The organism is Kribbella solani, from assembly GCF_014205295.1.
Lineage (GTDB): Bacteria > Actinomycetota > Actinomycetes > Propionibacteriales > Kribbellaceae > Kribbella > Kribbella solani.
Genome location: NZ_JACHNF010000001.1, coordinates 6922309 through 6948427, shown reverse-complemented (window position 1 = coordinate 6948427; position 26119 = coordinate 6922309). Strand labels below are relative to the sequence as shown.

Sequence of the window (26119 nt, the reverse complement as noted above, 5' to 3'; positions counted from 1 at the left end):
CGCCGTCTACCCGTGCTTTGGTACGGGGACGGGCTAGGGTTCCCGTACATGGGGACGAGTGCCGAGCTGGCGCGGTACGAGCAGCGGTTCCGCCGGGCGGGGCTGCCGTTGTTCATCGAGGACTTCTCACCGACGCACGACATCTTCACCCGGGCCGCGCCGCTGCTGGTGCTGGTGTTCCTGGCCGAGATGCTCGGCGCGACCTCACTGGACTGGCACTGGTGGCAGAACCTGCTGGCCGCGCTCGGCGGCCTGATCGCCCTGGTCGCCGGCTTCGGCCTGCTGAACCGCTTCCGCGGCCGGCCGTTCTGGTCGTTGCCGACCCGCTTCGGCATCCCGGAGCTGGCGATGTTCGTCCTGCTGCCCGCACTCCTGCCGCTCGTCACGCAGGGACAGCTGAAACAGTTCTTCGGCATCGCGATCGGCAACCTGCTGCTGGTCGGCGTCGCGTACATCGTGATCGGCTACGGCCTGATCGCGACGGTCATCTGGGGCGTACGCCGGCTGGCGACCGAGCTGGCCAACTCGGTCGCCAGCTTCATCCGCGCCTTGCCGCTGCTGCTGGTCTTCTCGCTGGTGCTGTTCATCACCGCGGACATGTGGCAGGTGTTCGCCGGGATGCCGACCGCGTTCATCATCTTCTCGGTCGTCGCGTTCACCCTGCTGAGCACGGTGTTCCTGCTGATCCGGCTGCCGCGCGAGGTCGACGCGATCGAGCGTGACGCCGGGTCCGGCCCGCCGCTGCAGCGCATCCAGCGGGTGAACCTCAGCGTCAACCTGATGATCCGGCAGTGGATGCAGGTCCTCGTGGTCAGTACGGGCGTCGGCCTGTTCTTCGTCGCCTTCGGCCTGCTGGCGATCAGTGAGCACATCTACGACCAGTGGGGCGTCCCGCTCGGCTCCTGGTCGTACCACGTCACGCTGATGAACCACCCGCTCGTACTCAGCGCCTCCCTGATCAAGGTCTCGGTCGGCATCGCGAACTTCACCGGCCTGTACTACTCGATCGCCCTACTCACCGACTCGACGTACCGCGCCGAGTTCCTCGACAACGTAACCACCGAACTACGCGACCTCTTCGCCGCCCGCACCGACTACCTGACCCTCCGCGCCACCGCCGCCGATCAGGTCAGCCAGTCGGTCAGGGGGCCGATCGCGAAGTAGATGACGAACAGGGCGGCGACCACCCACATCAGTGGATGTACTTGGCGGGCCTTGCCGCGGACCACCTTGAGGATCACGTACGCGACGAAGCCGGCGCCGATGCCGGCCGAGATCGAGTACGTGAACGGCATCAGCACGATCGTCAGGAAGGCCGGGAACGCGACCTCCAGGTCGTCGAAGTCGATCCCCTTCACCTGCGTCATCATCAGGAACCCGACCAGGATCAACGCCGGCGTCGCCGCCTCGTACGGGACCAGCGTCACCAGCGGCGCGACCACCATCGAGATCAGGAAGCAGATCCCGGTCACCACACTGGCCAGGCCGGTCCGGGCGCCCTCGCCGACCCCGGACGCCGACTCGATGTACGACGTGTTGCTCGACACCGACGCGGCGCCACCGGCAGCGGCCGCGACACTGTCCACGATCAGGATCCGCTGCGAGTTCGGCGGGATGCCGTCCTGGTCGTTCAGGCCGGCCTCGGCGCCGATCGCCGTCATCGTGCCCATCGTGTCGAAGAAGTCGGCCAGCATCAGCGAGAAGATCAGCAGCAGCGCCGACACCACGCCGATCTTCTCGAACGAACCGAACAGGTTGAACTCACCGATCGTGTCCAGGTTCGGTTTCGTGAACCACTGGTCCGGCAGCTTCGGCACGCTCAGGCCCCAGCCGCCCGGGTTCTTGTCGGTGCGGGCGCCGATGTTCCCGATCGTCTCGATCACCACCGACAGTACGGTCGCGGCCAGGATGCCGATCAGGATCGCGCCCTTCACCTTCCGCGCGTACAGGATCACGATCAGCAGCAGGCCGAACACGAACACCAGCACCGGCCAGCCACGCAGGTGGCCCTCGACGCCCAGCTCCACCGGCGGCCCGGTCAGCGCCGCGGGGCGGCGGACGAAACCGGCGTCGATGACGCCGATGAACGTGATGAACAACCCGATCCCGACACTGATCGCGATCTTCAGCTGCAGCGGCACCGCCTCGAAGACCGCTTTCCGGAAGCCGGTCAGTACGAGTATCAAGATGATCAGGCCCTCGAGTACCACCAGGCCCATCGCGTCCGCCCAGGTCATCTTGGTCGCCACCGAGAACGCCAGGAACGCGTTCAGGCCAAGGCCGGTCGCGAGCGCGAGCGGGAAGTTCGCGACCAGACCCATCAGGATCGTCACCACCCCCGCCACCAGCGCGGTCGCGACGGCGATCTTCGCGATCGCCACCGCCGGGTCGGTGCCACCACCGACGAACTGACCGCCACCGTCCTTGACGGTGCCGATGATCAGCGGGTTCAGCACCACGATGTACGCCATCGTGAAGAACGTCACCAGGCCACCCCGGACCTCACGCCCGACGGTGGAACCGCGTGCACTGATCTTGAAGAAGGAGTCCAGCGGACCGGTACCGGAGCGGGCCGTCGCGGCCTTGGGCGAGCTCATGCCCGCATCGTGCCAGGTCCTACCGTGCAGTTGCGAGCACCTACCACAAACCTTTGTGCATCGGCAGCTAAGGTAAGTGTGTGAGCGAGGAGCAGCCCGCGGCGAAGAAGCGCACCGATCCGACCAGTCAGCTGGCGCGCGGTGAGCTCGTGCACGCCGAGGTGAAGCCGCTCGACCTGTCCGGCATTCCCAGCGTGATCACCGGCATCGTCATCTGGGCGATCGCATTCGTCGTACTCATGCTGTTCCGCAACCAGCTGAAGGACGACGGCCTCGACTGGTGGATCTGGGTACCGGTAGCAGGCTTCGGCCTCGGCCTGATCGGCCTCTGGTACTGCAAGCGCCGCTGGGCCGCCATCCAGCGCGGCGACCGCCCCGCCGTCGAGGACTGAGCCGGGTCTTACGCCTCGGTCGGGAGGGCCGGCTGCTCGGTCAGTTGGAGGGTGTCGTAGCCCGTGGTGTCGAAGGCGTGCTCGGGGATCGGCAGGTCGGGGTTCTCGATGGTGGCGTCCGAGTGGGCGCCGCAGCCGTAGTCGTACGCGACCACGCGCGCCTCGCCGGGCGCCATCTCGTTGGCGCAGACGCCGAACGCCTGGCCGAGGCTGTCGGCCAGCCGGATCCAGTACCCGCAGGAGTGGCACTTGTACGGGACCGCCTGCGCGATCGGGGACGACGGGCCGAAGTCACCCGCGTACCAGCGGTCGGCGGCGTCCTCGCGACCGAACGGCGACAGCACCCGCTCACGGCCGAGACCGAGCTCGTCCACGACCGCGCGAACGTCCTCCGGGGCGTCGGCGGTGTCGGTGAAACCCGGCTCCAGGCGCGGGTCGTCGGCATGCGTCGGGAACAGGTCGCCGGGACGCAGGTCGCCGGGCTGGACGCGCTCCGACCACGGCACCCACTCCGGCGCGACGATCGCGGTGTCGCCCGGGAGCATCACCACCTCGTTCACCGTGACCGTCTTGGCCCGGGAGGCGCGGGTGACCGTGACCGCCCAGCGCCAGCCCTGGTACCCGGGGTGGGTGGACGCGAAGTAGTGCGTGACCAGGCGTTCGCCCTCGACCAGCTGACCGAGATGCTCGCCGACCCGCGCGGCGCCGGCCTCGGCGATCGCCGCGTCACGGGCCGGTTCGACCGCCGCGACGCAGACGGCGTCGGGCTTGGCACGTACCGTTTCCGGAGCTCTGGCGGGGGTCACAATCGCCCATTCTCGCACGCCGTCCCCCGTACGCCGAATGCCCACCACCCAACCCCTCCCCACCACCCACAACCAACCCGAACAACCACCCACCCACCCGGCAAACACCAGCTCCGACCCACCGCCACCTCAGCCCGGGGCCGCGGCAACCCAGCCGCAGCCCACCCGGCAAACACCAGCTCGCGGGCACCGTCACGACAGCTTGTGATCGCGGCAACCGGCCCGTGGTTTACCGCGGCGCGTACGCGCGGTGGCTGCGCTCTGTCCCTGGGGCGAGGCAGGATGGTTCCATGCATCCTCCCGACCCTGCCGACCCGAGGCCGACCTCCGGTGGAAACCGCCCCGGACCAGACGGCAACGCGGCGAGTGGTGGTGGAAAGGCAGCGGGGGAACGGGTGCAGGGGGCCCGGGACCGGGTTGGTAGTGCGGGCAAGCGGGTTGGCAGTGCCAGCAAAAAGGTCGGGCATGCCTCAAAGGTCGGTGCGACTGGGGTCGCGTCGGCCTCCAAGCGCGCCGCGGAAGTTGGTGGGAAGGTCGGCCGGGCGACCGGGCGGCGGATTCGAGGGCTGACCAGCGCGCAGGGAGCAGGCGAGTCGGGGCTGTCGCGGCTGATCGAGCTCGGCGCGGTGAACGCGGCCGGTGACACGGCGTTCGCGGTTTCCCTCGCCGGCACGGTCTTCTTCACCGTACCCAGCGACCAGGCCCGCGACCGGGTCGCGCTCTTCCTGCTGCTGACGATGGCGCCGTTCGCGTTGATGGCGCCGCTGATCGGCCCGATGCTGGACCGGTTCCGGCACGGGCGCCGCTGGGCGATCGGCGCGACGCTCGGCGCCCGCGCGTTCCTGGTCTGGGGCCTGGCGTCCTCGATCTCCGGCCACGAGTCGGTCTGGTTGTACCCGGCCGCGCTCGGGTGCCTGGTTGCCTCCAAGGCGTACGGCGTCACCCGCGCGTCCGCCGTACCGCGCCTGCTCCCCCGGCAGATCACCCTGGTCACCGCGAACTCCCGGATCTCGCTGGCCGGTGTCGCCGGCGCGACCGTCGGCGCCGGGATCGCGGGCGCGTTCGCGGCGATCGGGCCGGAGTGGTCGCTGCGCTGGGCCGCGGTGGTGTACCTGATCGGCCTGATCCTCGCGATCCGGTTGCCGAGCGCGGTCGACTCCCCGGCCGACGAGGAAGTCACCGGTACGGCCGGCCGGGACGCCCGCCGCCGCGCCGTCACCGCCGCCGTATCACGTGGTATCCGGTGCAACCTCGGGCTGCGGTTCGTGTCCGGGTTCCTGACCATGTACCTGGCGTTCCTGCTCCGGGACCAGCCGGTGAGCGGGATCAAGGGCGCGGTCGCGGCCGGCGCGGTGATCGCCGCGGCCGGGATCGGCAACAGTCTCGGTACCGTCCTCGGATCGTTGCTCAAGGCACGAAAACCGGAGGCGGTCGTCCTGGTGGTGCTGCTCGCGGACGCCGTGGTCGCGGTCGCGGTGGCGGTGCTGTACGGGCTGCCGATCCTGATCGCGCTCGGTTTCGTGGCCGGGTTGTGCAGTTCGCTGGGCAAGTTGTCGCTGGACGCGATGATCCAGCGGGACGTACCCGAATCCGTGCGCACGTCGGTGTTCGCTCGATCCGAGACGGTGCTTCAATTGGCCTGGGTGATCGGCGGTGGGTGCGGGATCGTGCTTCCGCTGATCCCTCGGTTGGGGTTCGGTTTCCTGGCCGGGGTGCTGCTGGTCGTGGTCTTCCTGGTGCTCCGGATGCGTCCGTCCAGTCGTTCGGCTCAGGGCTCGGACCGGCCGGGTAGACCTGACGGACCGCGTCCCGGTGGACAGGCGCCTGACCACGGTCGCGAGCAGACCGAGGACCACGGTCGCGATCGGGTCGAGGAGGACGGTCGGGACGAGGACGCGTACGAGGCGGATGATCGGACCGGTACTACCCGGACGATCCTCAGCGTCGCCGAGCAGCGCGCCAACCGCGCGAGCCGGTCCACCTCCCACGACGAACCAACCATCGAGTGGCGCCCGGGCAACATCCCGTCACCACCCCAGAACCCCTCACCGTCCGTGGAACGGGATGGTGGGGAGGCACCCGATCACCGGACGGGACGCGGTGATGCGGGGCTGAGTGGTGACCGAGCCCCGCGAGGCGATGGAGCCGTGCGTGCTGAGGGTGACGGGGTGGTTGGGCGGTGGTGGAGTGGGCAGCCGGATGAGGATGAGGTTTCTGGGGAGGCGCGGGCGCCGTGGGCTGAGGAGCCTACGGTTGAGCGGAACCGTGGCGGCCTGTTCAAGCGCCGCCCCGGCGGTGGCCGCCCGCCCCGCTGACGGGGTCACGCGGCAGGCGTGAGTTCGGGTTCTTCAGGGGCGGGGACCGGGGTCGTGCCGCGGAGGGTGAGAGTGGTGGTGACCGCGGTGGCCAGCAGCAGGACGGTGCCCACCAGCGCGACCACGTTCATGCTGTGGGTGAAGGCATGGCGGGCCGTAGTGAGGACCGCATCGGCGAGTTGAGCGGGCAGATGACCGGCCGCGGCGGTCGCAGCAGGAAGACCGTCCCGGATCGGCCCCGCAACGGCCGGCGGCAACCCGGACGGGACATCGGCGCGATAAGCGGCGGTCCCGATCGAACCCAGGATCGCGATCCCCAGCGCACCGCCGAACTCGGAGCAGGTCTCCATCACCGCCGACGCCGAACCAGCGCGTTCCGGCGCGACCGACCCGACCACGGCCTCGGTCACCAGCGTCATCACCATCACCAAACCGGCGGCGAGCAAACCAGCTCCGACCAGCGGTACGGCCAGCGACGAATCAACGTGCACTTGAGTCAGCACCGCGTATCCGGATGCCGCAAGAACAAACGCGCCACCAATCACGTACGCCCGGTCCAGCTTTCCGGCGAGTGCGGTTGCCAACGGAGCCGCGCCACCGACCAGTACCGACGGAGCGAGTGACCAGAGCGCTGCCTTCAACGGGCTCAACCCGTGCACCAGCTGGAGGTACTGCGTCAGGAACACCGCGTTCCCGACCAGCGCCAGCGTGCCGATCGTGTTCGCCGCGAGGGAGCCACTGAACGCCCGGTTGCGGAACATCGACAGGTCGACCATCGGGTGTACGGCGGTGCGCTGCCGCTGCACGAACAACAGTCCGAACATCAGCCCACCGGCGATCGCCACCACCGGCAGTACGGAGGCACCGTGCGCGGCGAGCTCCTTGATCCCCCAGATCACCGGCAGTACGGCGGCCAGCGAAAGTACGGAGCCGAGCAGGTCGAACCGCCCGGCGGCCGGCGTCTTGAACTCGGGCAGCAGCACCGGCGCGAGTACGAGCAGCAGCACCATCGCGGGCGTGTTGATCAGGAACACCGATCCCCACCAGAAGTGCTCGAGCAGGAACCCACCGAGCACCGGGCCGAGCGTGATCCCGCCCATCATCACCGCGCTCCAGAACGCGATCGCCTGCTGCCGCTGCTTGGCGTCGTGGAACATGTTCCGGATCAGCGCGAGGGTCGACGGCATCAGGGTCGCACCACCGATCCCGAGCGCGGCGCGGGCCGCGATCAGCTGCTCGGGGTTCCGCGCGTACGCGGCCGCGAGGGATGCGACGCCGAAGCCGATCGCGCCGAACAGCAGCAGCCGGCGCCGGCCGATCCGGTCACCGAGCGAACCCATGGTGATCAGCAGACCGGCGAGGACGAAGCCGTAGATGTCGAAGATCCACAGCTGCTCGGTCGCCGACACGCCGAGGTCGGCGCTGATGAACGGGACCGCGAAGTACAGCACCGACACGTCCATCGAGACCAGCAACAGCGGCAGCGCGAGGACGCCGAGCGCGATCCACTCCTTGCGCCCGGCCCGTTCCGTCGTACCCATGACACCCCTCCAGGATTATCTGTCTACGCCACACACTGTGTGCGCCATACACAGACCATACGCAAGACTGTCTATGATGTAAACAGATAAGCTGAAGGGAGGCCGGGAGAGGATGGTGCGCATGGACGAGGTGGAACTGCCGCGGGTGCTGGAGCAGCTGTGGGGGGTCGAGGGGCGGAGCCGGCCGGGGCCCAAGCCGGCGTTTCACATCAGTGATATCGCTCGGGCGGCCGTTCGGCTGGCGGACGCGGGCGGGCTGGGCGCGGTGTCGATGAGCAAGGTGGCGGCCGAGCTCGGGTTCACGACGATGTCGCTGTACCGGTACATCGACGCCAAGGACGACCTGTACGTGGTGATGGTGGAGCACGCGTTCGGCGTACCGCCGGAGCTCGACCCGGAGCAGGACTGGCGGGCCCGGATCACCACCTGGGCCGAGGCGTTCCGCGACGGCCTGCGGGCGCATCCGTGGGTGCTGCAGATCCCGGTCTACGAGCCGCCGCTGTCACCGAACCAGCTGACCTGGCTGGAGTCCGCGCTGCACGCGTTCGACGGCACGCCGCTGCCCCCGCAGGACCGGCTGTCCGCGATGCTGCTCGTCAACATCTACGTACGGGGTACGACGCAACTGACCGCGAACATGGCGACCGATCCGGACGAGGCCCGCGAGGCCGATCGCCAGTACGTCGAACGCCTCGCCCATCTGGCAACGCCGGACCGTTTCCCCGGCATCGCCGCCGCCTTCGGTCAGCTACCCCCCGACGACACCGACGAGTTCCGCTTCGGCCTGAACACCGTCCTCGACGGCATCCAGGCCGGCATCGACCGCATCCGCTGAAGCCCTGCCCCTCCAACCGAAGGGTTGCCCCATCGAATTTCCAGGAGGCAACCCTTCATTCAAGGGGATGCCCCCTGAACTGGAGGGTTGTGCACGCGGCGCGCCGCGGACCGGGCTGGAGCGGCGAGGACCTGGGCGGGCGGGGGTCAGTAGTCGAGTTTGTCGGCGACGCCGCGGAGGACCGTGGCTACCTGGCGGGCGGACTTGTTGTCGGGGTGGCGGCCGTGGCGGTAGCCCTCGCCGACGCGGTCGAGGAGCTTGATCAGGTCCTCGATCACCACCTGCATCTCCTCCGGCTTCGGCCGCATCGCCTTCGCCACCGACGGCGGCGGGTCGATCAACCGGACCTGCAGGGCCTGCTCACCCTTGCGTCCTTCGACGACGCCGAACTCGACCTTCTGGCCCGGCTTCAGGTTGGTCACGCCCGCCGGCAGGGCCTCGGCGCGGACGTACACGTCGCCGCCCTCCTCCTTGCTGAGGAATCCGAACCCCTTCTCGGAGTCATACCACTTGACCTTGCCAACGGGCACGGCAACCTCTTCAGTCGGTAACAGTCGATGCCGATCGGACGGGCGGTCCGATCCGGAGCCCAGCGTACGTGAAGGCGCGCGACGGCGCCTCCGGGAAATGCCTGAACCGGTGCCGCCGCGCGGTCCTCAGAGGTTGCGGTACTTGTCCGGTTCCGGCAACCGTTCGTTCATCGATCCGGACCGGAATCCACGCGGATCGACCCGGGCCGCCGGGAACCCTTCCGCGATCACCGCGTCGACCAGTTGCTGCTGGTCGACCCGGCCGAGCAGCGCCGCGTCGATCTCGATCGAAGCGGCGTCGCCGAGGTCACGGACGCGGACGTTCTCGACCTCGTACCCGGCGAGCCGCTCGCGGACCGCCTGCTCCGCCCGGTCGACCCGGACCAGCAGGTTCGGCGTGATGCGGATGCCGTACGCGATCCGGCTGGACAGGCACGCGGCGGCCGGCTTGTCGGAGGTCTCGAGCCCCCAGCTGCGGGACGCGGTACGGATCTGCGCCTTGGTCAGCCGGGCGTCCTTCAGCGGGGTCAGCGCGCCGCGCTCGAAGGCGGCCCGGATGCCCGGCCGGAACCCGGCAATCGCGTCGTCGGCGTTGGTTCCGGTCGCGATCGCGGTGATGCCGAACTCGTCGGCGATCGGCTGCAGGGTCTCGATCAGCTCGGCCTTGCAGAAGTAGCAGCGCGCGCCGGAGTTCGCCTGGTACCCCTCGCGCTCCATCTCGTGCGTGTGCGGGGTGACGTGCCGGACGCCGAGGCTGTCGGCGAACCGGGCCGCCGGTTCGAGCTCCGCGGCCGGCAGCGAAGGCGACACGGCGGTCGCGGCGACCACGTTGGCCGGGCCGATCGCGCGGGCCGCGGCGGCGAGCAGGAACGCCGAGTCGGCGCCACCGCTGAACGCGACGACGAGCTTGTCGTACGTGGTCAGCCGCCGCATCAGCGCTTCCAGCCGCTGCTCCAGCACGTACGCGTCGAGCCAGGCCGGGAACTCGGTCAGATCGTTCAGTACGACATCGGCACCGTACGCCCGGAGCTCGTCCGCGCTGAACGGCCCGGTCGCGACGGACACCGCGATCGCGCCGGCGGCGTGCGCGCCATCGATGTCGGCGGTGTGGTCGCCGACGAAAACCGTCGCGCTGTGCTCGCGGAGCGCGGTGCCCTTCTCGGCGCCGTGCAGATCACCGACCGGCTCGTCGACGTCCAGGCCGAGGTGTTCGAGGTGCAGGCGTACCGACGGGGTGTACTTCGCCGACACCACCATCGTCCGCCCGCGCAACGCCCGGATCGCGGCCAGCGACTCGGCCACCCCGGGCAGCGGCAGGCTGCCGGTGATCGCGTACGACGGGTAGTGCTCGCGGTACCGCGCGACCATCGCGTCGACCTGCTCCGCGGGGAACCAGTTCGCCATTTCCCAGGTCAGCGGCGGCCCGAGCCGGCTGACGACCAGGTCGGTGTCGATCGCTACGCCGGTTTCCGCGGCCAGCAGGTCCCAGACGGCCTGAATCCCCGGCCGGGAGTCGATCAGCGTCATGTCCAGGTCGAATCCCACCACCAGTTCCGGCACGTCGGCGGTATCGGGAGTGGGCTGGATCGCGGCGGTTGACACGCCCCCAACCCTACGTGCTCCGTCAGCCATCGCCGTCTCGCATCCCAACCTGGTTGACATTCTTGGACATGGTGTCCGACCACTTGACATCAGAGCCATTTTTGTAAACCCTGTCCTCATGGACTCGTTTGCCGATCGGACCAAGCGCCGGCTGCGCGACGAGCTGCTGGACGCCGCACAGGACGCCATCGAAACAGGTGGGTACGACGGACTCCGGATGGCCGAGGTGGCCCGTCGTACCGGGGTGTCCCGCCAGACCGTGTACAACGAGTTCGGCGACAAGTGGGGCGTACTGGAAGCCGTCGCGGCACGCGAGACCGAGCGGTTCCTGCTGGATGTGAACGCGGCGCTCGCCGAGCAGTCCGATCCGATCGACGGTCTCAAGGCCGCCGTGGAGCGGGCGCTCGCACTGGCCGGGGAGAACCCGCTGGTGAAGGCGGCGCTGGGCCAGCCGGGATCGGACCAGGCCAGTCAGCTGCTGACGACACGGGGACAGCAGGTGCTGGAACTGGCGCACCTCCGGCTGGACGCACACGTCCGGGAACACTGGCCGGAGGTGCCGGCGGAGGACGCGACCAGCTGCGTCGACGTCGCCTTGCGCGTCGTCATCAGTCACATCGTCACCCCGGGCCCTCCCCCCGCGGTGGTGGCGGCGCAGCTGGCTCGCGTCCTCTCTCCCTTCTTGACCGAATCCAGGAGGCAGCACGCATGACGAATCCTGCCCAGGAAAAGACACTGCACCGACAGGGCTTCAGCTCGCTGCGGTCCGGCGGCCTGAACTGGGACGCGCTGCCGTTGCGGCTGTTCGACAAGGGCAACCGCAAGTTCTGGAACCCCCGCGACATCGACTTCAGCCAGGACGCGAAGGACTGGCAGGAGCTGAGTGACAACGACAAGGACAACGCGTTGATGCTCTGCTCCCAGTTCATCGCCGGCGAGGAGGCGGTGACCGAGGACCTGCAGCCGTTCCTGCAGGCGATGGCCGCCGAAGGCCGGTTCGGCGACGAGATGTACCTGACCCAGTTCTGTTTCGAGGAGGCCAAGCACACCGCGGTCTTCCGGCTCTGGCTGGACGCGGTCGGTGTCACCGAGGATCTGCATCACTACGTGGAGAACAACCCGGGGTACCGGGCGATCTTCTACGAGGCGCTCCCGGTCGCGCTGAAGTCGCTCGCCGACGATCCGTCGCCGGCCAATCAGGTGCGCGCCTCGGTGACGTACAACCACGTGGTGGAAGGGACGTTGGCCCTGACCGGGTACCACGCCTGGAACCTGCTGTGTACGGCCCGCGGCGTGCTGCCCGGCATGCAGGAACTGATCCGCCGGATCGGCGACGACGAGCGGCGGCACATGGCCTGGGGTACGTTCACCTGCCGCCGTCATGTCGCCGCCGACGCGTCGAACTGGCAGATCGTCACCGACACGATGGAATCGCTGCTGCCGCACGCGCTGACCCAGATCCAGTGGGCGATGGACAACTCCCCCGAGCTGCCGGCCGAGATCAACCCGACGGCGCTGATGACGTACGCGGGTGATCGCGCCACCCGCCGGCTCGGAGCGATCGAGTCGGCGGTCGGCGCGGACGTGGCCGGGATCGACCTGGACTACTCGCCGGAGAAACTCGAGGACACCTTCGGCGACGAGGACTCGGCCGCCCTTGCGGCCGTCCGGTAGTTCGCCAGCAGCACAGCAAGCGCCGCGGTAGCGAGTACCGCGGGAAGCCAGGTGACCGTGGTCGTGCCGAAACGGTCCGCGACCTGGCCGCCGGTGAAGGCGCCCAGTGCGATCGATCCGTTGAATACCCCCACCAGGACAGCGGACGATGATTCGGGGGCACTGGGCGCCGCCGCGTGCGTCCACGCCTGCGTGGAAACGCTCGTGCCGCCGTACGCGAAACCCCAGATCACCAGCAAGACAAGTGATCCGGCCAGGGTCGTACCGAGGACCGGCATCGCGTACGCGACCAATCCGATGCCGCCGGCAACAATCATCAACGCGCGGACCGGCCGGAGCGCACCGCTGAGAAAGTTGCCGGCGACACCGGCCGCGCCGTACGCGAGCAGCAGCGTACCGATCAGCGCCGGCCCGGTGTGCGGCTCGATCAGCGGCCGGACATACGTGTACGCGGCGAAGTGGCCGGTCACGATCAACGCGACGAGCGCGAGCCCCACCCGGACCTGCCGAATCCGCAACACCGCCCCGACATCCCGCAACCGCACGGCCTGCTCGGCGGCCAGCGATGGCAGGTAACGGCGCAGCGCCACGGCCAGAGCGATCGACAGCACGCCGATGCCGGCGAAGGCCCAGCGCCAGCCGGCCAGCTCGCCGACGTACGCACCGGCCGGAACCCCCAGCACGGAAGCGATGCCGATCCCGCTGAAGATCAGCGAGGTCGCCGGACCGGCCGCGTGCTCCGGTACGACACGGCGCGCGAGACCGACCGCGAGCAGCCAGACCCCGCCGATCGAGATCCCCATCAGGACGCGCGCGCCGAGGTACACCGCGAAGACCGGCGCCACCGCGGCGGCGAACGCGGCGACCGCGAGCAGCACCATCAGCGCACTCAGTACGGTCCTGCGATCGAGTTTGCCGAGCAGTGCCGGCAGCACCGGCGGCGCGATCGCGGCCACGATCCCGGTCACGGTGAGGCTGAGGCCGGCCGCGCCCTCGGTCACGTGCAGGGCCGAGCTCAGCGGGGTGAGCAGGCCGACCGGCAGCATCTCAGCGGTCACCACGGTGAACACGGTCGCCGCCATCGTCACCGAGGCAGCCCAGCCGCGGGTCCGGACCGCGCTGGTCTCCTGGTCGCCGTCCGCCGCGCGAATTGATGTCATGTCACCATTCAGCGGCCAGATGATTCCGGGAACAACGACGATCCGAAGATGCTTGTATTAGCTGAGCTAATCGATAGGTGGCGGCGAACGTGGCAGTCGAGATCCGCGAGCTGGAGTGCTTCCTGGTACTGGCCGACGAGCTGCACTTCGGCCGGACGGCGGAACGTCTCTACCTCTCGCAGAGCCGGGTCAGCCAGCTACTGCAAGCGCTGGAGCGGCGGATCGGCGGGCCACTGTTCGAGCGGACCAGCCGCCGAGTCGCGCTCACTCCACTCGGCAAGGAGTTCCTGGTGTCACTACGGCCCGCGTACGTCGCGCTGGAGCGGGTGGTCGAGAACGCGCGCGAGCACGCGACCCACGGTAAGGGAAGGCTCCGGATCGGCTTCCAGGGCGTGGCGAACGACGAGATCCTGAATGCCGTCGCGGCCTTCCAGTCCGATCACCCGAACTGCTTGATCGAAACCTGCGAGCTCCCGCTGAACGACCCGTTCGGGGCACTGCGGCGTGGGACGATCGATGCGGCCGTGGTGCTGGTGCCGGTCGCCGAGGACGATCTGGTCGTCGGGCCGGTCTTCTCCACGCACCCGCAGACGCTCGCCGTCTGCACCAGCCATCGACTGGCCGGGCGCACGACCATCGAGGCCGAAGAGCTTGCCGGCGAGACGCTGATCGGCTTCAAAGGGCCGGCGCCGGGGTACTGGCGGCAGGCGCAGGCGCCCACGCAGACGCCGGGTGGCGCGTTGATTCATCGCGGCCCGGAGGTGCAGACGTTCCAGGAGGGGTTGTCGCTGATCGCGGCCGGGCACGGGGCGATGCTCGTCTGTCAGCCGACCGCCGCGTACCACCTCCGGAGCGGCATCGTCAGCATTCCGCTCACCGGCGTACCCGACTCGGGGCTGGTGCTGATCTGGCGGCGCGGCGAGGAGACGCCGAGCCTGAAGGCGTTCGCGGCGGGGCTCTAGACCTTTCGCACCTCGGTGTCCTCGGGGGCGATCAGCCGGCCGTCGGCCGCGTGCACCTCGAGGGCGCGCAGCGGCCGGCCCTCGCAGCGGTCCAGCAGCTCCGAGTGCGGCTCCCCCGGCGCGAACGCGAACGCCTCACCCCACTGGCGCAGCGCCACGATCACCGGGAACAAGGCCTCACCCTTCGCGGTCAGGACGTAATCGTGCCGCGCCCCGGACGGGACCATTTCGAGGATCCCGTTGTCGGCAAGGGCCTTCAGCCGAGTACTGAGGATGTTCTTCGCCACGCCGAGACTGCGCTGGAAGTCGCCGAACCGGCGGCTGCCGTCGAACGCGTCCCGCACGATCAGCAGCGACCACCAGTCGCCGACCGCGTCCACCGACCGCGCGACCGGGCAACTCTCCTCGTCGAACCTGGTCCGTTTGACCATCCCGCACCTCCTGGTTGCATCATGCTACCAATATCTCGTACGGTAGCAACATGCAACCAATTTCCAGGCATCGCCTGTTCCTCGCGGTCGCGGCCGGGATCGCGGTCTCGACCGTCTATGCCGCCCAGCCGTTGCTGGTCACGATGGGCACGGACCTCGGGCTGAGCGCCGGCACGGTCGGCCTGTTCGTCACCGTCACCCAGATCGGGTATGGGCTCGGTCTGTTCTTCCTGGTACCGCTCGGCGACCTGCTCGACCGCCGGCGGCTGATCCAGCTCCAGTTCGTACTGCTGGCGGTCGCGCTTCTGGTCACCGGCCTGGCCGGAAGCGCCGCCACGTTGCTCGTCGGCCTCGCCGCGATCGGAGCGCTCGCCGTCGTCACGCAGTCCCTGGTCGCATACGGCGCGGCGCTGAGCCATCCGGCCGGACGCGGGCGTACGGTCGGCACGATCACGACCGGGATCGTCGTCGGCATCCTGCTGGCCCGGACCGCGTCCGGCGCGCTCACCGACGTCGCGGGCTGGCGAGCGGTCTACTTCGTTGCCTGCGCGCTCTGTCTGCTGATCGCGCTGACGCTGGTCGGGTCCACCCCGCAACCCAAGGCCGGGCTGAGCTACGGAAAGTTGCTGCGGTCAACGATCGAGCTGTGGACCACCGAGCCGCTGTTCCGCCAGAGCGCCCTCCGCGCGTTCTTCATCTTCGCGTCGTTCAGCACGCTGTGGAGCGCGATCGCGCTGCCCTTGACCGAACGCGGCCTGTCGCACACCGAGATCGGCATCTTCGGACTGATCGGCGCCGCCGGCGCGTTCGCCGCCGGACCGGCCGGGCGGCTGGCCGATCGCGGTCACGGGCGGCTCGTCACCACCCTCGCTTCGGTGCTGTTGGCAACTAGTTGGCTGGTCATCGGCTGGACGCCGTACACGCTGGTGGCGCTGGCGATCGGGGCGGTCCTGCTCGACCTCGCCGTGCAGGCGATCCACGTCACCAACCAGAGCCGCATCTATCCGTTGCGGCCGGAGGCGGGCAGCCGGTTGATCGGCGGGTACATGGTGTTCTACTCGCTCGGCAGCGGACTGGGCGCGATCGTGTCGACCGCACTGTACGAGCGGGCCGGGTGGACGGCGGTCAGCGTGCTCGGCGGACTCTTCGGGGTCGGCGCGCTGCTCACGTCAATCCGAGCAGTTCCACGGACTTCGCCCGCATCTCGACCTTGCGAATCTTGCCCGTGACCGTCATCGGGAAGTCGTCCACCAGCAGCACGTACTTCGGGATCTTGAAGTGCGCCAGCCGCCCGGTGGCGAAGGCCTTCACGGCGTCCGCGTCGAGTGGGTCCGCGCCTGGCTTGAGTTTGATCCAGGCGCACAGTTCCTCGCCGTACTTCGCGTCCGGTACGCCGATCACCTGCACGTCGGCGATCGACGGATGCGTGTAGAGGAACTCCTCGATCTCCCGCGGGTACACGTTCTCGCCGCCGCGGATGACCATGTCCTTGATCCGGCCGACGATGTTCACGTACCCGTCGGCGCGCATCGTCGCCAGGTCGCCGGTGTGCATCCAGCGGGCCTGGTCGATCGCCTCGGCGGTCTTCTCCGGCTCGTCCCAGTAGCCGAGCATCACCGAGTACCCACGGGTGCACAGCTCGCCCGGTTCGCCACGCTCGACGATCAGTCCGGTGGCGGGATCGACCAGCTTCACCTCGACGTGGGGCATCACCCGGCCAACGGTCGACGTACGCCGATCCAGGTCGTCGTCGCGCCGGGTCTGGGTGGACACCGGCGAGGTCTCGGTCATGCCGTAGCAGATCGCCACCTCGGCCATGTGCATGTCCGCGACGCAACGCTTCATCACCTCGACCGGGCAAGGAGATCCGGCCATCACGCCGGTACGCAAGGAGGTCAGGTCGTACTCGGCGAAGTCCGGCAGGCCGAGTTCGGCGATGAACATCGTGGGTACGCCGTACAGGGCGGTGCACCGCTCGTCCTGGACCGCCTGCAGAGTGGCGACCGGGTCGAACGCCTGCGCCGGGATCACCATGCAGGCACCGTGCGTGGTGCAACCGAGGTTGGCCATCACCATACCGAAGCAATGATAAAACGGAACTGGCACGCAGAGCCGGTCGTCGGCGGTGAAGGCGATCGTTTCGGTGACGAAATAGCCGTTGTTCAGGATGTTGTGGTGGCTAAGCGTCGCGCCCTTCGGGAAGCCGGTGGTGCCGCTGGTGTACTGGATGTTGATCGGATCGTCGAAGGACAGCTCGGCCTCGCGGGCGTTCAGTTCCGCGAGGGTGATCCGGCTCGCGTCGTCGCGGAGCGCGTCCCAGTCACCGGTGCCGAGGTAGATCGTTTCTTCCAGGGCGGGACAGTCCGGGCGTACCTCGTCGACCATCGCGCGGTAGTTGCTGGTTTTGAAGTCGGTCGCCGAGACGAGGGTGCGTACGCCGGACTGGTTCAGGGCGTACGACAGCTCGTGCGTACGGTACGCGGGGTTGATGTTCACCAGGATCGCGCCGATCAACGCGGTCGCGTACTGGGTGATCGTCCATTCGGCGCGGTTCGGGGCCCAGATGCCGACCCGGTCACCCTTCGCGATACCGCGGGCGATCAGGCCGCGGGCGACCAGTTCGGCCTCGGCGCCGAACTCGCCGTACGTCCAGCGTCTACCGGTCTGGACCTCCACCAGGGCGTCGTGCTCGCCGTACGTCGCGATCGTCCGTCTGAGGTTCGCCCCGATCGTTTCGCCCAGCAACGGGACCTCGGACACCCCGGACGCGTACGACGGAAGGCTCATCTTTTCATCGTCACTCCACCGGATGCCGGCGGCAAGAGCAGTCGGGTGCGTTTGCAGCTGCACGTGCGGCAGGAAACAGGGGGTGGACGGCAAGCAATGTCCTTACCAACTCTCCGTCACAACGGTCGCGCAGCGTGGTTGGCCGGTTACCTTGGAGTCGAGAGGTGTGAGGCGATGGACCGATCCATGGCAGGTCACGCTCGCAGCGACCGTCCGCCCGGGCGCACCGCGGACGCGGCACAGCGAACCGCTGCGGTGCGGGAACACGTCCGGGTCCTGGGCGGCATCCTGGCCGGCGCGCTCGCCGTCGACGTCCACGGCACCGACCTGCAGACGCTGAAACGGGCGCCGCGCCGGGCACCGCCGACGGTTTCGCCGGCCGATCTCGAAGCGCATCCCGGACCGGTCTGGGATGCGTTCGTGCCCCACCCGCCGGGCCGGTTCCGCTGGTGGGGTGCCGAGCGCCGGTTCGCCCGCCGGCTCGCCGACGCGGAGGACCGGTTCGCCGAGGCGATCGAACGGCACCGGACGTTCGAGGAGAACCGCCGGGAGCGGGTGGCGCGGGCGCTCCGCGAACAGGTGGAACACCAACGCCGGCTGGACAAGGCGACTGCTGAACAGCATGCACGGGTAGACGCGTACGAACGCGCTGTGCGGAACCACGATCGGGAGGCGGTCACGCGCTACTTCACGAAGGCGCTGGACCGAGTACCGGAACCACTGGACTTTCCACGCCGGCGCAAGGTCGCGTACGTACCCGAGTCGACGTTGCTGGCGGTGGAGTGGGACCTACCGGACGTCAGTGTGGTGCCGGCGGAGGAGTCGTACCGCTACGACCGCGCACTGGACACCGTGCTTGCCGTACCGCGCGATCCACTGGAGCTACGGCGGCTGTACCAACAGCTGGTGGCGCAGTTGGCGCTGCGGGCGTTGCACCTCGTCTTCGGCAGCGACCAGTACGGAGTGGTCGACACCGTGGTTTTCAACGGCATGGTGGAGTCGGTGGACCTCACCACGGGTCAGACGGTACGACCGTGTCTGATCACGTTGCGGGCGACACGTGAGCAGTACCAGGCGCTCGTACTGGACCAACTCGACCCAGTGGCGTGCGTACGGCACTACTTCGCGGCGGAGGTGTCACGGCACCCGGAGGAACTACAGCCGGTCGAGCCGGTACTCGAGTTCGACCTGACCGATCCACGTACCATCGAAGCCGTCGACGTGATCAGCGAAATCGACGCCCGGCCGAACCTACTCGACCTGAGCCCCGAGTCCTTCGAACACCTGGTCCACAACCTGCTGACCCGCATGGGCCTCGACACCCAGCTGTTCCGCCGCGGCACCGACGGCGGCATCGACTGCGTCGCGTACGACCCCCGCCCGATCACCGGCGGCAAGTTCGTCGTCCAGGCCAAGCTGTGGACCCGCACCGTCCCACCCTCAGCAGTCCGCGACCTCTTCGGCACCGTAGTAGACGCCGGCGCCACCAAAGGCATCCTCATCACCACCTCCGGCTTCGGCCCCACCAGCTACCAGTTCGCCAACGGCAAACCCCTCCAACTAATAGACGGCACCGCCCTCCTCTCCCTCTGCCACCACCACAACATCCCCGCCCGAATAATCCCCCGAGCCAGCTGAGCGGATGCGAGACTGGCGGTTATGGATACTGGGGTGAGTGTTGTCGGGTCGGGGCAGGTTCGTGGGTTGCCTGATGTTTTGCGGGTGACTTTTGGGGTGGAGCAGGTGGCGGGGGACGTGGCTTCGGCGGTGGCTGCCGTGGGCGGGCGGACTGATGCGGTGGTTGCGGTGCTGCGGGGGCAGGGGGTTGGGGAGGGGGAGCTGGAGACCAGTGCGGTCAGTGTGTTTCAGGAGTACCGGGAGCCGGGTACGGACGCGGCCTACCGGGCGTCGCACACGATTCAGGTGCAGACGAAGGACCTGACCGGGTTCGGCGCGTTGCTGAACGCGGCAGTTGGTGCTGCGGGCAACAGCCTGGCCTTGCACGGGTTGCAGTTCGACATCGAGGACAAGAGCGCGATGCTGGTCCAGGCACGTGAGCTGGCGTTCCGGCATGCCACCGCGAAGGCGGAGCAGTTGGCCGGGTTGGCCGGCTTCTCGCTCGGGTCGGTGACCGCGATCGCGGAGAGCCAGCGTGGCTTTCCGATGCAGGCGGAGGCGGTGTCGGCGCTTGGCAAGGGCGCGTACGACTCCAGCCTGAACATCACCCCCGGTGAGCACACCGTGGAGGTTTCGCTCGAGGTGCTGTTCGCCTGGGCGTAGCTGTGTAGTACACACTGCTCTCATGTACGCACCGGCTCCGTTGAAGCGGCAGTTGAACCGGTCCGGGTTGTTGTTGCTCGGACCGGCCTTCGTCGCGGCGGTCGCGTACGTCGACCCGGGTAACTTCGCCACCAACATCGCAGCGGGCGCCACGTACGGCTATCTGCTCTGCTGGGTGGTGGTCGGCGCCAACCTGATGGCCGTGCTGGTGCAGTACCTGTCGGCCAAGGCGAGCATCGCCACCGGGCGTACGCTGCCGCAGCTGTGCCGGGACCACTTCAAACGCTCCACGTCGACCGGGCTGTGGGCCCAGGCCGAGCTGGTGGCCATCGCGACCGACCTGGCCGAGGTGGTCGGCGGTGCGATCGCACTGAACCTCCTGTTCGGCGTACCGCTCCTGCTTGGCGGTGTGATCACCGGTCTCGTGTCGTTCGGCCTGCTGATCTACCAGTCGAAGCGCGGGCAGCGTCCGTTCGAGGCGGCGATCATCGGGCTACTGGCCGTAGTACTGATCGGTTTCGTCGTATCAACGGCCAAGGCCAGCCCGTCTGCCAGCGGCGTCGCCGGCGGTCTGGTGCCGCACCTGGACGGCACGCAGTCCCTCGTACTCGCGGCCGGCATGCTCGGCGCAACCGTGATGCCACACGCGATCTGGCTGCACGGCGCGCTGGTCACCGACCGCCACTGGAAAGCGATCCGCTCCCCCAGCGGCAAGTCGCGGGTACTACGGGCCACCCGGCTCGACGTAGCGGTGGCAATGGCGCTGGCCGGTGCAGTCAACCTCGCTATGGTCGTCCTGGCCGCCGCAGCTCTGAAAGGCACCGGCGCTGACTCGCTGGACGCTGCCCATGTGGCAATAGGCGACCGACTCGGCCAGCTGCCCGCCCTACTGTTCGCCCTCGCTCTGCTGGCCAGTGGCTTCGCCTCCTCCTCAGTGGGTACGTACGCGGGCTCGGTGATCCTGGACGGCTTCTGGCAGCGCCACGTACCGCTGGCGGTCCGCCGCCTGGTCACATTGGTACCGGCGCTGGTTGTGCTTGCGGTTGGCATCGACCCGAGCCGCGCACTCGTGATTTCGCAGGTGGTGCTGAGCTTCGGCATCCCGTGCGCGCTGTGGCCGTTGGTGAGATTGACCGCATCCCGGCGCGTCATGGGCGACCTTGTCAACCGCCGGGCGACTACTCTCGCGGCATGCCTGGTAGCCACCGCCGTCACGGCCCTGAACATCGTCCTGGTCGTGCTGACCCTGCGGGGCTGACATGACTCGGGTGTACGCGGTCAGTGACATCCACGGCCACCTGGACAAACTGACCGCCGCCCTGCACGCCGCCGGCCTCACCGACGCGGACGGCAACTGGGCCGGTGCGGACGCCCGGCTGTGGTTCCTCGGCGACTTCTTCGACCGTGGCCCGGACGGCATCGGCGTACTCCGCTACGTCCGCGGCCTGATCGCGCAAGCACCGGCGGGCGCGATCCGGATGCTGCTGGGCAACCACGAGATCCTCGCGCTCGGGATGCACAAGTTCGGTGACACGTTCGTACCGCATGACGGGTTGACGCTGCGCAGCTTCGAGCGGTCCTGGGCGCTGAACGGCGGCCTGGACCGGGACCAGGAGTTGCTCACGGACGAGGAGGTGGCGTGGCTGCTCGACCAGCCACTGCTGGCCCTGGACGCCGGCAACCTACTGATGCACTCCGACACCTCCGAGTACGTCGAGTGGGGTGACACCCGCGACCAGATCAACGCCGCGGCTCACGCCCAGCTGCACTCCGACGACATCGAGGTGTGGTGGGAGATCTGGCGCCGGATGACCTCTCGGTACGCCTTCCGCGGACCGAGCGGCCCGGAGGTCGCCCGGATCATGCTGCAGCACCTGGGCGGTCACCGGATCGTGCACGGCCACAGCATCGTCGCCGACCAGCTCGGCATCGACGCCCAGTTCCTGACCGGCCCACACCTGTACGCCGACGGGCTGGCCCTGGGCATCGACGGCGGCGCCTTCGACGGCGGCCCGTGTCTGGTGGTCGAACTGGAAGAACTCACCGAAGCGCTCCCATCGAACAGCTGACCTGGTCGTGACGTTCGAGATCATCGCCTGAGGAAGTCCGCCAGTACCGGAGCGAGCACCTCCGGTGGTACGGCGTGGTGCTGGTCAGCGAGTTCGGCGTACTGGGCCGATGGCAGGATCGACACGATCCGATGCGCCGCGTCGACCATGAACGGCGCGGACGCGGTGCCTGCGAGTACCAGCGTCTCCGGCTTGACCGCGCGGAGCAGCTCCACCGGCGTACCGCCGCCGTTGAGGCCGTAGCCCATCACGGCGAAGTCGTAGGCGAGCGTCGGTGCCAGCTCGGCCAGCCCGGGCGTGGCTGCGATGGCCAGTGCTTCTGCTTGCGGCATGCCGGTCATCATCAGGAAGAGCTCGACCGCCTCGCGACCCTGACCGGCGCCGATCAGCTCTAGCACGTGCTCACCGTCGTCGGACGGGTCCACGTCATCCGGTCCGTACGGCGGCTCATGCAGTGCGATCTTCGTGCACGGCAGTCCTCTGCTCGCCGCGATCGCCGCCAAACCAGCGCCGGACGAGTGCCCGTACAAGGCCGCCGTGCCGCCGAGGACCGCCAGCAGGGCGTTGAGGTCGTCCACCTCGCGTTCCACCGCGTACGGCGTCGTGTCGCCGGAGTCACCGCGGCCGCGGCGGTCGTACGTGATCACGTCGAACCGACTCGCCAAAGCGTCGGCCAGTGGGCGGTTCGAGTCCCGGTCGCACAAGGCGCCCCCGACCAGGATCACCGGGTCGCCGTGGCCCACCCGGTCGTACGCGATCGCCGTACCGTCCGCGGACGTCACTTTCTCCATCTGTCGCTCCTTGGCTCTCGTTTGCCTCTTGTTGCCGGCGTACGACACGTCGGAGCCGATCGACGTACTTCGACATAACCCTTGGCGTCCGGCCGCTCCGGGTGGTTCACTTCCTCGCGATGATCACCAGAGTTGACAGTTACCTTCACAGCGTCCCACTGTCCGGTGCGGTTGCCGAACAGCTCGGACCGTTCACCCTGTTCCGCAGTACGACCGTGTGGCCGTACTACGCGCGGCCAGTGCCCGGCTCCGGCGCCACGATCGCGCCGGACGACATCGAGCGCGTACGGGCGCGGTGTGCCGAGCTGGAGATCCCACTGAGCTTCGAGTGGGTCGTGGAGACCTGTCCGTCGCTGGGACCGGCTGCAATCAGTGCTGGACTGACAGTGGTCGAACACCCGCTGCTGGTGCTGGAGCGCAAGGACTTCCGGCCGGCAGTAGCTGATGCTCGCTGCGAGATCCTGCCGGCGGACGACAACGAGGTGCGTCGGGCGCGTGCGGTGGTCGGTCTGGCCTTCAGTGAGCCTGGTACCGGCGTCGGCTCGGCTGGGCCGGCAGAGCGGGACGCCGCGGCGACTGAGGTTCCGGACGACGTGGCGGCGGCGCTGCGCGACCGGATGCTGCGTGGCGTGTCTGTGGGCGCTGCCGCGTACACTGCGGACGGCATCGTCGCCAGCGGGAACCACCAGCCGGTCGACACCGTGTCGGAGATCGTCGGCGTCGGTACGCTGCCGTCAATGCGCCGGCGGGGCCTGGCCGCGGCCGTGACCTCCACTCTGGTCGAACACGCGCTGGACCACGGCGTCGAGGTCGTCATGCTCTCCGCGCAGTCGGAGGCCGTCGCCGCCGTCTACAAACGTGTCGGCTTCCGTCAGATCGGCCACGCCGGCGCAGCCGAGTGACAGCAGGCACCGACCTCGGGCTGCCGACTGCCGGGCGCAACCGTGGAGTGCCGACCGCGGGGGGCAGCGGCGGAGGCAGCCTTGGGGTGCGGACCACTGGGGCCGTACCTTTGGAAGGATGAGCACGACCGAGCCGACCCGCCCCCGTACCCTCGCTGAGGCGCTACGGGGCTGGGACGACGCCGCGCTCGGTGAACTGCTCCGGCGGCGCCCTGACCTCGCGTTGCCGATCCCCGCGGACACCGGCCAGCTGTCGGCCCGGGCGACCAGCAACGCGTCCGCCGCCCGCGCCATCAACCGGCTGGACGAGTTCGGCGTCGACCTACTCGAGTCACTGTCCGCACTACCCGAGCCAGTCGACCTGAACACGCTCGCACAAGGCGTCGGCCAGCCAGTGGAGGTAGTGCGACCACGAGTGGCCGAACTGCTGGACCTGGCCCTGATCTGGGGTACGGACGACGACCTGCGGCTGATCCGCGCGGTCCACGAACTACTCGGTCCCACCCCAGCTGGTCTCGGACCGAGTACTACCCGGCATTTCGGCGATCTGGACAAGCTGATCGAGGACGCTGGTCCCGATGCGCGTGCAGTACTCGACAAACTGACCTGGGGTCCACCAACCGGGTCCGTTGAGAAGGCAGATCGTCCAGTCACGATCGCGTCGGCCCGTACGCCAGTGGAGCGGTTGCTGGCGCGCGGCCTGGTCGTACCCAAGGATGCGAACACGGTTGTGCTGCCGCGGCAGATCGGCCTGCACCTGCGCGCCGGGCGGGTGCTGGCGTCGACAAGGCCAGTGCCGCCGCCGCTGGACGGCAAGAAGGTGTCGGCAAGTATCGCGGACCGGGCCGCTGCCGGTGCAGCTCTCGACATGGTGCGGCTCGTTGACCGGGCACTGGAGCAGCTGAGTACGGAGCCGCCGCCTGTGCTGCGTACGGGTGGCGTTGGTGTCCGTGACTTGCGCAGCCTGGCCGGGAAGATCGGTGCGGAAGAGCACACGGCTGCGGCCGTACTGGAGATCGCGTACGCGGCCGGTCTGGTTGCTGCGGTCGAAGTAGGAACCGGTGAGCTCTGGCTGCCGACCAGTGGGTACGACGACTGGCTGGAGCTTGATCTGGCGCATCGTTGGGGCCAGCTGGTCAATGCCTGGTTCTCTGGGCTCCGAGCGATCGGACTGATCGGCCGACGGGACAGCGGCGGCGGTACTGCGGCTGCACGTGATCGACTCATCAATGCATTGGCACCGGACCTGGAGCGACTGCTCGCACCGGAGATCCGAGTGCTCACGCTGCAGGCGCTGGCCCAGGCAGCTGTTGGTACGGCGCCTTCCCCGGAGTCTGTGGTGACCTGGGTGGCGTGGCATCGGCCGCGGCGCGGTGGGCAGTTCCGGGACGACCTGGTCGAGTGGAGCGTGTCCGAAGCGGCGCTGCTCGGGCTGACCGGGCTTGGCGCGCTGGCAAAGCACGCGCAGCCGTTACTCGGGTCAGAGCCGACAGTCGATGAGCTGGCTGCGGCGATCAGCCCGCTGATGCCTGACCCGGTGTCAGAGGTGCTGCTGCAGGCTGATCTCACTGCAATAGCTCCTGGGCCGTTGGTGCGTGTCGTACAGGATGAGCTGTCCGCGATGGCCGATGTCGAGTCCGATGGTGGTGCAGGGGTCTACCGGTTCAGTGAGAGCTCGGTCCGGCGTGCGTTCGACCTGGGGCGTACGGCGGCTCAGCTACACGCCTGGTTGGCAGAGCATTCGCGTACGCCCGTGCCGCAGCCACTGACGTACCTGGTGGACGACGTGGCGCGACGCCATGGCGTACTGCGGTTGGGAACTGCTTCGACGTACCTGCGGTGTGACGACGAGAACGTGGTGACGCAGCTGCTGACGTCGAACCTGCCCGGGGTCAGGTTCCGCCGGCTCGCACCGACGGTGGTCGTGTCACCGTCGCCGCCGGACATGGTGCTGAGCCGGTTGCGGGACGCCGGTCTGGCTCCGCTGGCCGAGACGTTCGACGGTGCGGTCCATGTGACCGGCGCGCCGCGTCGTGGGACGGCCCCACGACGCCGTACCAGCCGGGACTTCAACGAGTCCGCGTTCGACCTGACCGACGACCAGGTGAAGGCAGTGATCGAGAGGGTCCGTACGGGCGACCGGATCGCCGCCGAACGGCCTGGCGACGAGGGACTCACCGAACCCGCCGCGCCCGCCGAAACCATCGCGGTCCTCACCAACGCGGCCGAGTCCCATACCCGTACGTGGATCGCCTATGTCGACCACAACGGCCACTCCTCCGAGCGCATCGTCGAACCCGCTCGGGTGGCCGATGGCTGGCTGACCGCGTACGACGACACCAGTGATACCCCGCGTACGTACGCCCTGCACCGGATCTCAGCTGCTCGCGCGGTGGAGTAGCCCGGCCTGGTTGTTGGTGGGGTCAGGCACAATGGAGGGTCGGG

Annotated in this window: 23 protein-coding genes; 14 read left to right on the top strand and 9 right to left on the bottom strand. The window is 68.6% G+C overall.

Annotated elements, in window-relative coordinates:
• Positions 1-48 precede the first annotated feature (48 nt).
• Positions 49-1164 carry a hypothetical protein gene (locus tag HDA44_RS32160; protein ID WP_184840909.1) on the top strand — a complete coding sequence of 372 codons (1116 nt, stop codon included), beginning with the start codon at positions 49-51 and terminating at the stop codon, positions 1162-1164.
• Here HDA44_RS32160 and HDA44_RS32155 read toward each other — a convergent pair.
• Positions 1125-2597: an NCS2 family permease gene (locus HDA44_RS32155; RefSeq protein WP_184840907.1), complete on the bottom strand. Its 1473-nt coding sequence runs from the start codon at positions 2595-2597 to the stop codon at positions 1125-1127. The two genes, HDA44_RS32160 and HDA44_RS32155, sit on opposite strands and share 40 nt — an antisense overlap.
• 80 nt (positions 2598-2677) lie before the next feature.
• Here HDA44_RS32155 and HDA44_RS32150 point away from each other — a divergent pair, with 80 nt between their 5' ends.
• Positions 2678-2989 (top strand): DUF2530 domain-containing protein, encoded by a 312-nt coding sequence (locus HDA44_RS32150; RefSeq protein WP_184840906.1) that lies wholly within the window; start codon positions 2678-2680, stop codon positions 2987-2989.
• Positions 2990-2997: 8 nt separating this feature from the next.
• On the opposite strand, the gene HDA44_RS32145 is transcribed toward HDA44_RS32150, so the two are convergent.
• Positions 2998-3795: a DUF3027 domain-containing protein gene (locus HDA44_RS32145; RefSeq protein ID WP_184840904.1), complete on the bottom strand. Its 798-nt coding sequence runs from the start codon at positions 3793-3795 to the stop codon at positions 2998-3000.
• A 290-nt stretch (positions 3796-4085) separates the two neighbouring features.
• Here HDA44_RS32145 and HDA44_RS32140 point away from each other — a divergent pair, with 290 nt between their 5' ends.
• The gene (locus tag HDA44_RS32140) at positions 4086-6110 is read left to right on the top strand and encodes an MFS transporter (RefSeq protein ID WP_184840902.1); all 2025 of its coding nucleotides are present in this window, start codon (positions 4086-4088) and stop codon (positions 6108-6110) included.
• A gap of 5 nt (positions 6111-6115) precedes the next feature.
• Here HDA44_RS32140 and HDA44_RS32135 read toward each other — a convergent pair whose 3' ends face one another.
• A complete protein-coding gene (locus tag HDA44_RS32135) occupies positions 6116-7651 on the bottom strand; it encodes an MFS transporter (RefSeq protein WP_184840900.1) in 1536 nt (511 codons plus the stop codon).
• Between the two features lie 121 nt (positions 7652-7772).
• On the opposite strand from HDA44_RS32135, the gene HDA44_RS32130 reads away from it, so the two are divergent.
• Complete coding sequence (locus HDA44_RS32130; RefSeq protein WP_184840898.1) at positions 7773-8486, top strand: TetR/AcrR family transcriptional regulator; 714 nt, start codon at positions 7773-7775, stop codon at positions 8484-8486.
• Positions 8487-8632: 146 nt separating this feature from the next.
• Here HDA44_RS32130 and HDA44_RS32125 read toward each other — a convergent pair whose 3' ends face one another.
• Positions 8633-9016 carry a cold-shock protein gene (locus HDA44_RS32125; protein ID WP_184840896.1) on the bottom strand — a complete coding sequence of 128 codons (384 nt, stop codon included), beginning with the start codon at positions 9014-9016 and terminating at the stop codon, positions 8633-8635.
• A gap of 126 nt (positions 9017-9142) precedes the next feature.
• Entirely contained in the window at positions 9143-10618 is a 1476-nt protein-coding gene (gene larE / locus HDA44_RS32120; RefSeq protein WP_337906657.1) for an ATP-dependent sacrificial sulfur transferase LarE, read from the bottom strand.
• A 118-nt stretch (positions 10619-10736) separates the two neighbouring features.
• Between larE and HDA44_RS32115 the strand changes: the two genes are divergently transcribed.
• A complete protein-coding gene (locus HDA44_RS32115) occupies positions 10737-11330 on the top strand; it encodes a TetR/AcrR family transcriptional regulator (RefSeq protein ID WP_184840892.1) in 594 nt (197 codons plus the stop codon).
• Positions 11327-12292: a R2-like ligand-binding oxidase gene (locus HDA44_RS32110; protein ID WP_184840890.1), complete on the top strand. Its 966-nt coding sequence runs from the start codon at positions 11327-11329 to the stop codon at positions 12290-12292. The genes HDA44_RS32115 and HDA44_RS32110 overlap by 4 nt, the downstream gene beginning before the upstream one ends.
• Here HDA44_RS32110 and HDA44_RS32105 read toward each other — a convergent pair.
• On the bottom strand, positions 12223-13452 hold the full coding sequence (locus HDA44_RS32105; RefSeq protein ID WP_184840888.1) for an MFS transporter: 1230 nt from the start codon (positions 13450-13452) through the stop codon (positions 12223-12225). The two genes, HDA44_RS32110 and HDA44_RS32105, sit on opposite strands and share 70 nt — an antisense overlap.
• A gap of 89 nt (positions 13453-13541) precedes the next feature.
• Between HDA44_RS32105 and HDA44_RS32100 the strand changes: the two genes are divergently transcribed.
• Positions 13542-14414 (top strand): LysR substrate-binding domain-containing protein, encoded by an 873-nt coding sequence (locus HDA44_RS32100; RefSeq protein ID WP_184840886.1) that lies wholly within the window; start codon positions 13542-13544, stop codon positions 14412-14414.
• Here HDA44_RS32100 and HDA44_RS32095 read toward each other — a convergent pair.
• The gene (locus tag HDA44_RS32095) at positions 14411-14845 is read right to left on the bottom strand and encodes a winged helix-turn-helix transcriptional regulator (protein WP_184840884.1); all 435 of its coding nucleotides are present in this window, start codon (positions 14843-14845) and stop codon (positions 14411-14413) included. The two genes, HDA44_RS32100 and HDA44_RS32095, sit on opposite strands and share 4 nt — an antisense overlap.
• A gap of 50 nt (positions 14846-14895) precedes the next feature.
• On the opposite strand from HDA44_RS32095, the gene HDA44_RS32090 reads away from it, so the two are divergent.
• Entirely contained in the window at positions 14896-16074 is a 1179-nt protein-coding gene (locus HDA44_RS32090) for an MFS transporter (protein WP_184840882.1), read from the top strand.
• Here the strand turns inward: HDA44_RS32090 and HDA44_RS32085 are convergent.
• The gene (locus tag HDA44_RS32085; RefSeq protein ID WP_184840880.1) at positions 16010-17632 is read right to left on the bottom strand and encodes an AMP-binding protein; all 1623 of its coding nucleotides are present in this window, start codon (positions 17630-17632) and stop codon (positions 16010-16012) included. The genes HDA44_RS32090 and HDA44_RS32085 overlap by 65 nt on opposite strands.
• 186 nt (positions 17633-17818) lie before the next feature.
• On the opposite strand from HDA44_RS32085, the gene HDA44_RS32080 reads away from it, so the two are divergent.
• The 4 genes from HDA44_RS32080 to HDA44_RS32065 are packed head-to-tail and all read left to right on the top strand — an operon-like array spanning position 17819 to position 21981.
• A complete protein-coding gene (locus HDA44_RS32080; protein WP_238352596.1) occupies positions 17819-19270 on the top strand; it encodes a restriction endonuclease in 1452 nt (483 codons plus the stop codon).
• A 21-nt stretch (positions 19271-19291) separates the two neighbouring features.
• Positions 19292-19912, top strand: a complete 621-nt coding sequence (locus HDA44_RS32075; protein ID WP_184840875.1) for an SIMPL domain-containing protein — start codon at positions 19292-19294, stop codon at positions 19910-19912.
• Positions 19913-19934: 22 nt separating this feature from the next.
• Complete coding sequence (locus HDA44_RS32070; protein ID WP_184840873.1) at positions 19935-21170, top strand: Nramp family divalent metal transporter; 1236 nt, start codon at positions 19935-19937, stop codon at positions 21168-21170.
• A gap of 1 nt (position 21171) precedes the next feature.
• Positions 21172-21981 carry a metallophosphoesterase family protein gene (locus tag HDA44_RS32065; RefSeq protein ID WP_184840871.1) on the top strand — a complete coding sequence of 270 codons (810 nt, stop codon included), beginning with the start codon at positions 21172-21174 and terminating at the stop codon, positions 21979-21981.
• 20 nt (positions 21982-22001) lie between these two features.
• Here the strand turns inward: HDA44_RS32065 and HDA44_RS32060 are convergent, their stop codons facing one another.
• Positions 22002-22772, bottom strand: coding sequence for an alpha/beta fold hydrolase (locus tag HDA44_RS32060; RefSeq protein ID WP_184840868.1), 771 nt, complete (start codon positions 22770-22772; stop codon positions 22002-22004).
• Positions 22773-22891: 119 nt separating this feature from the next.
• On the opposite strand from HDA44_RS32060, the gene HDA44_RS32055 reads away from it, so the two are divergent.
• Entirely contained in the window at positions 22892-23674 is a 783-nt protein-coding gene (locus tag HDA44_RS32055) for a GNAT family N-acetyltransferase (RefSeq protein ID WP_184840866.1), read from the top strand.
• A 118-nt stretch (positions 23675-23792) separates the two neighbouring features.
• Positions 23793-26075, top strand: coding sequence for a helicase-associated domain-containing protein (locus HDA44_RS32050; protein ID WP_184840864.1), 2283 nt, complete (start codon positions 23793-23795; stop codon positions 26073-26075).
• Positions 26076-26119: the final 44 nt, after the last annotated feature.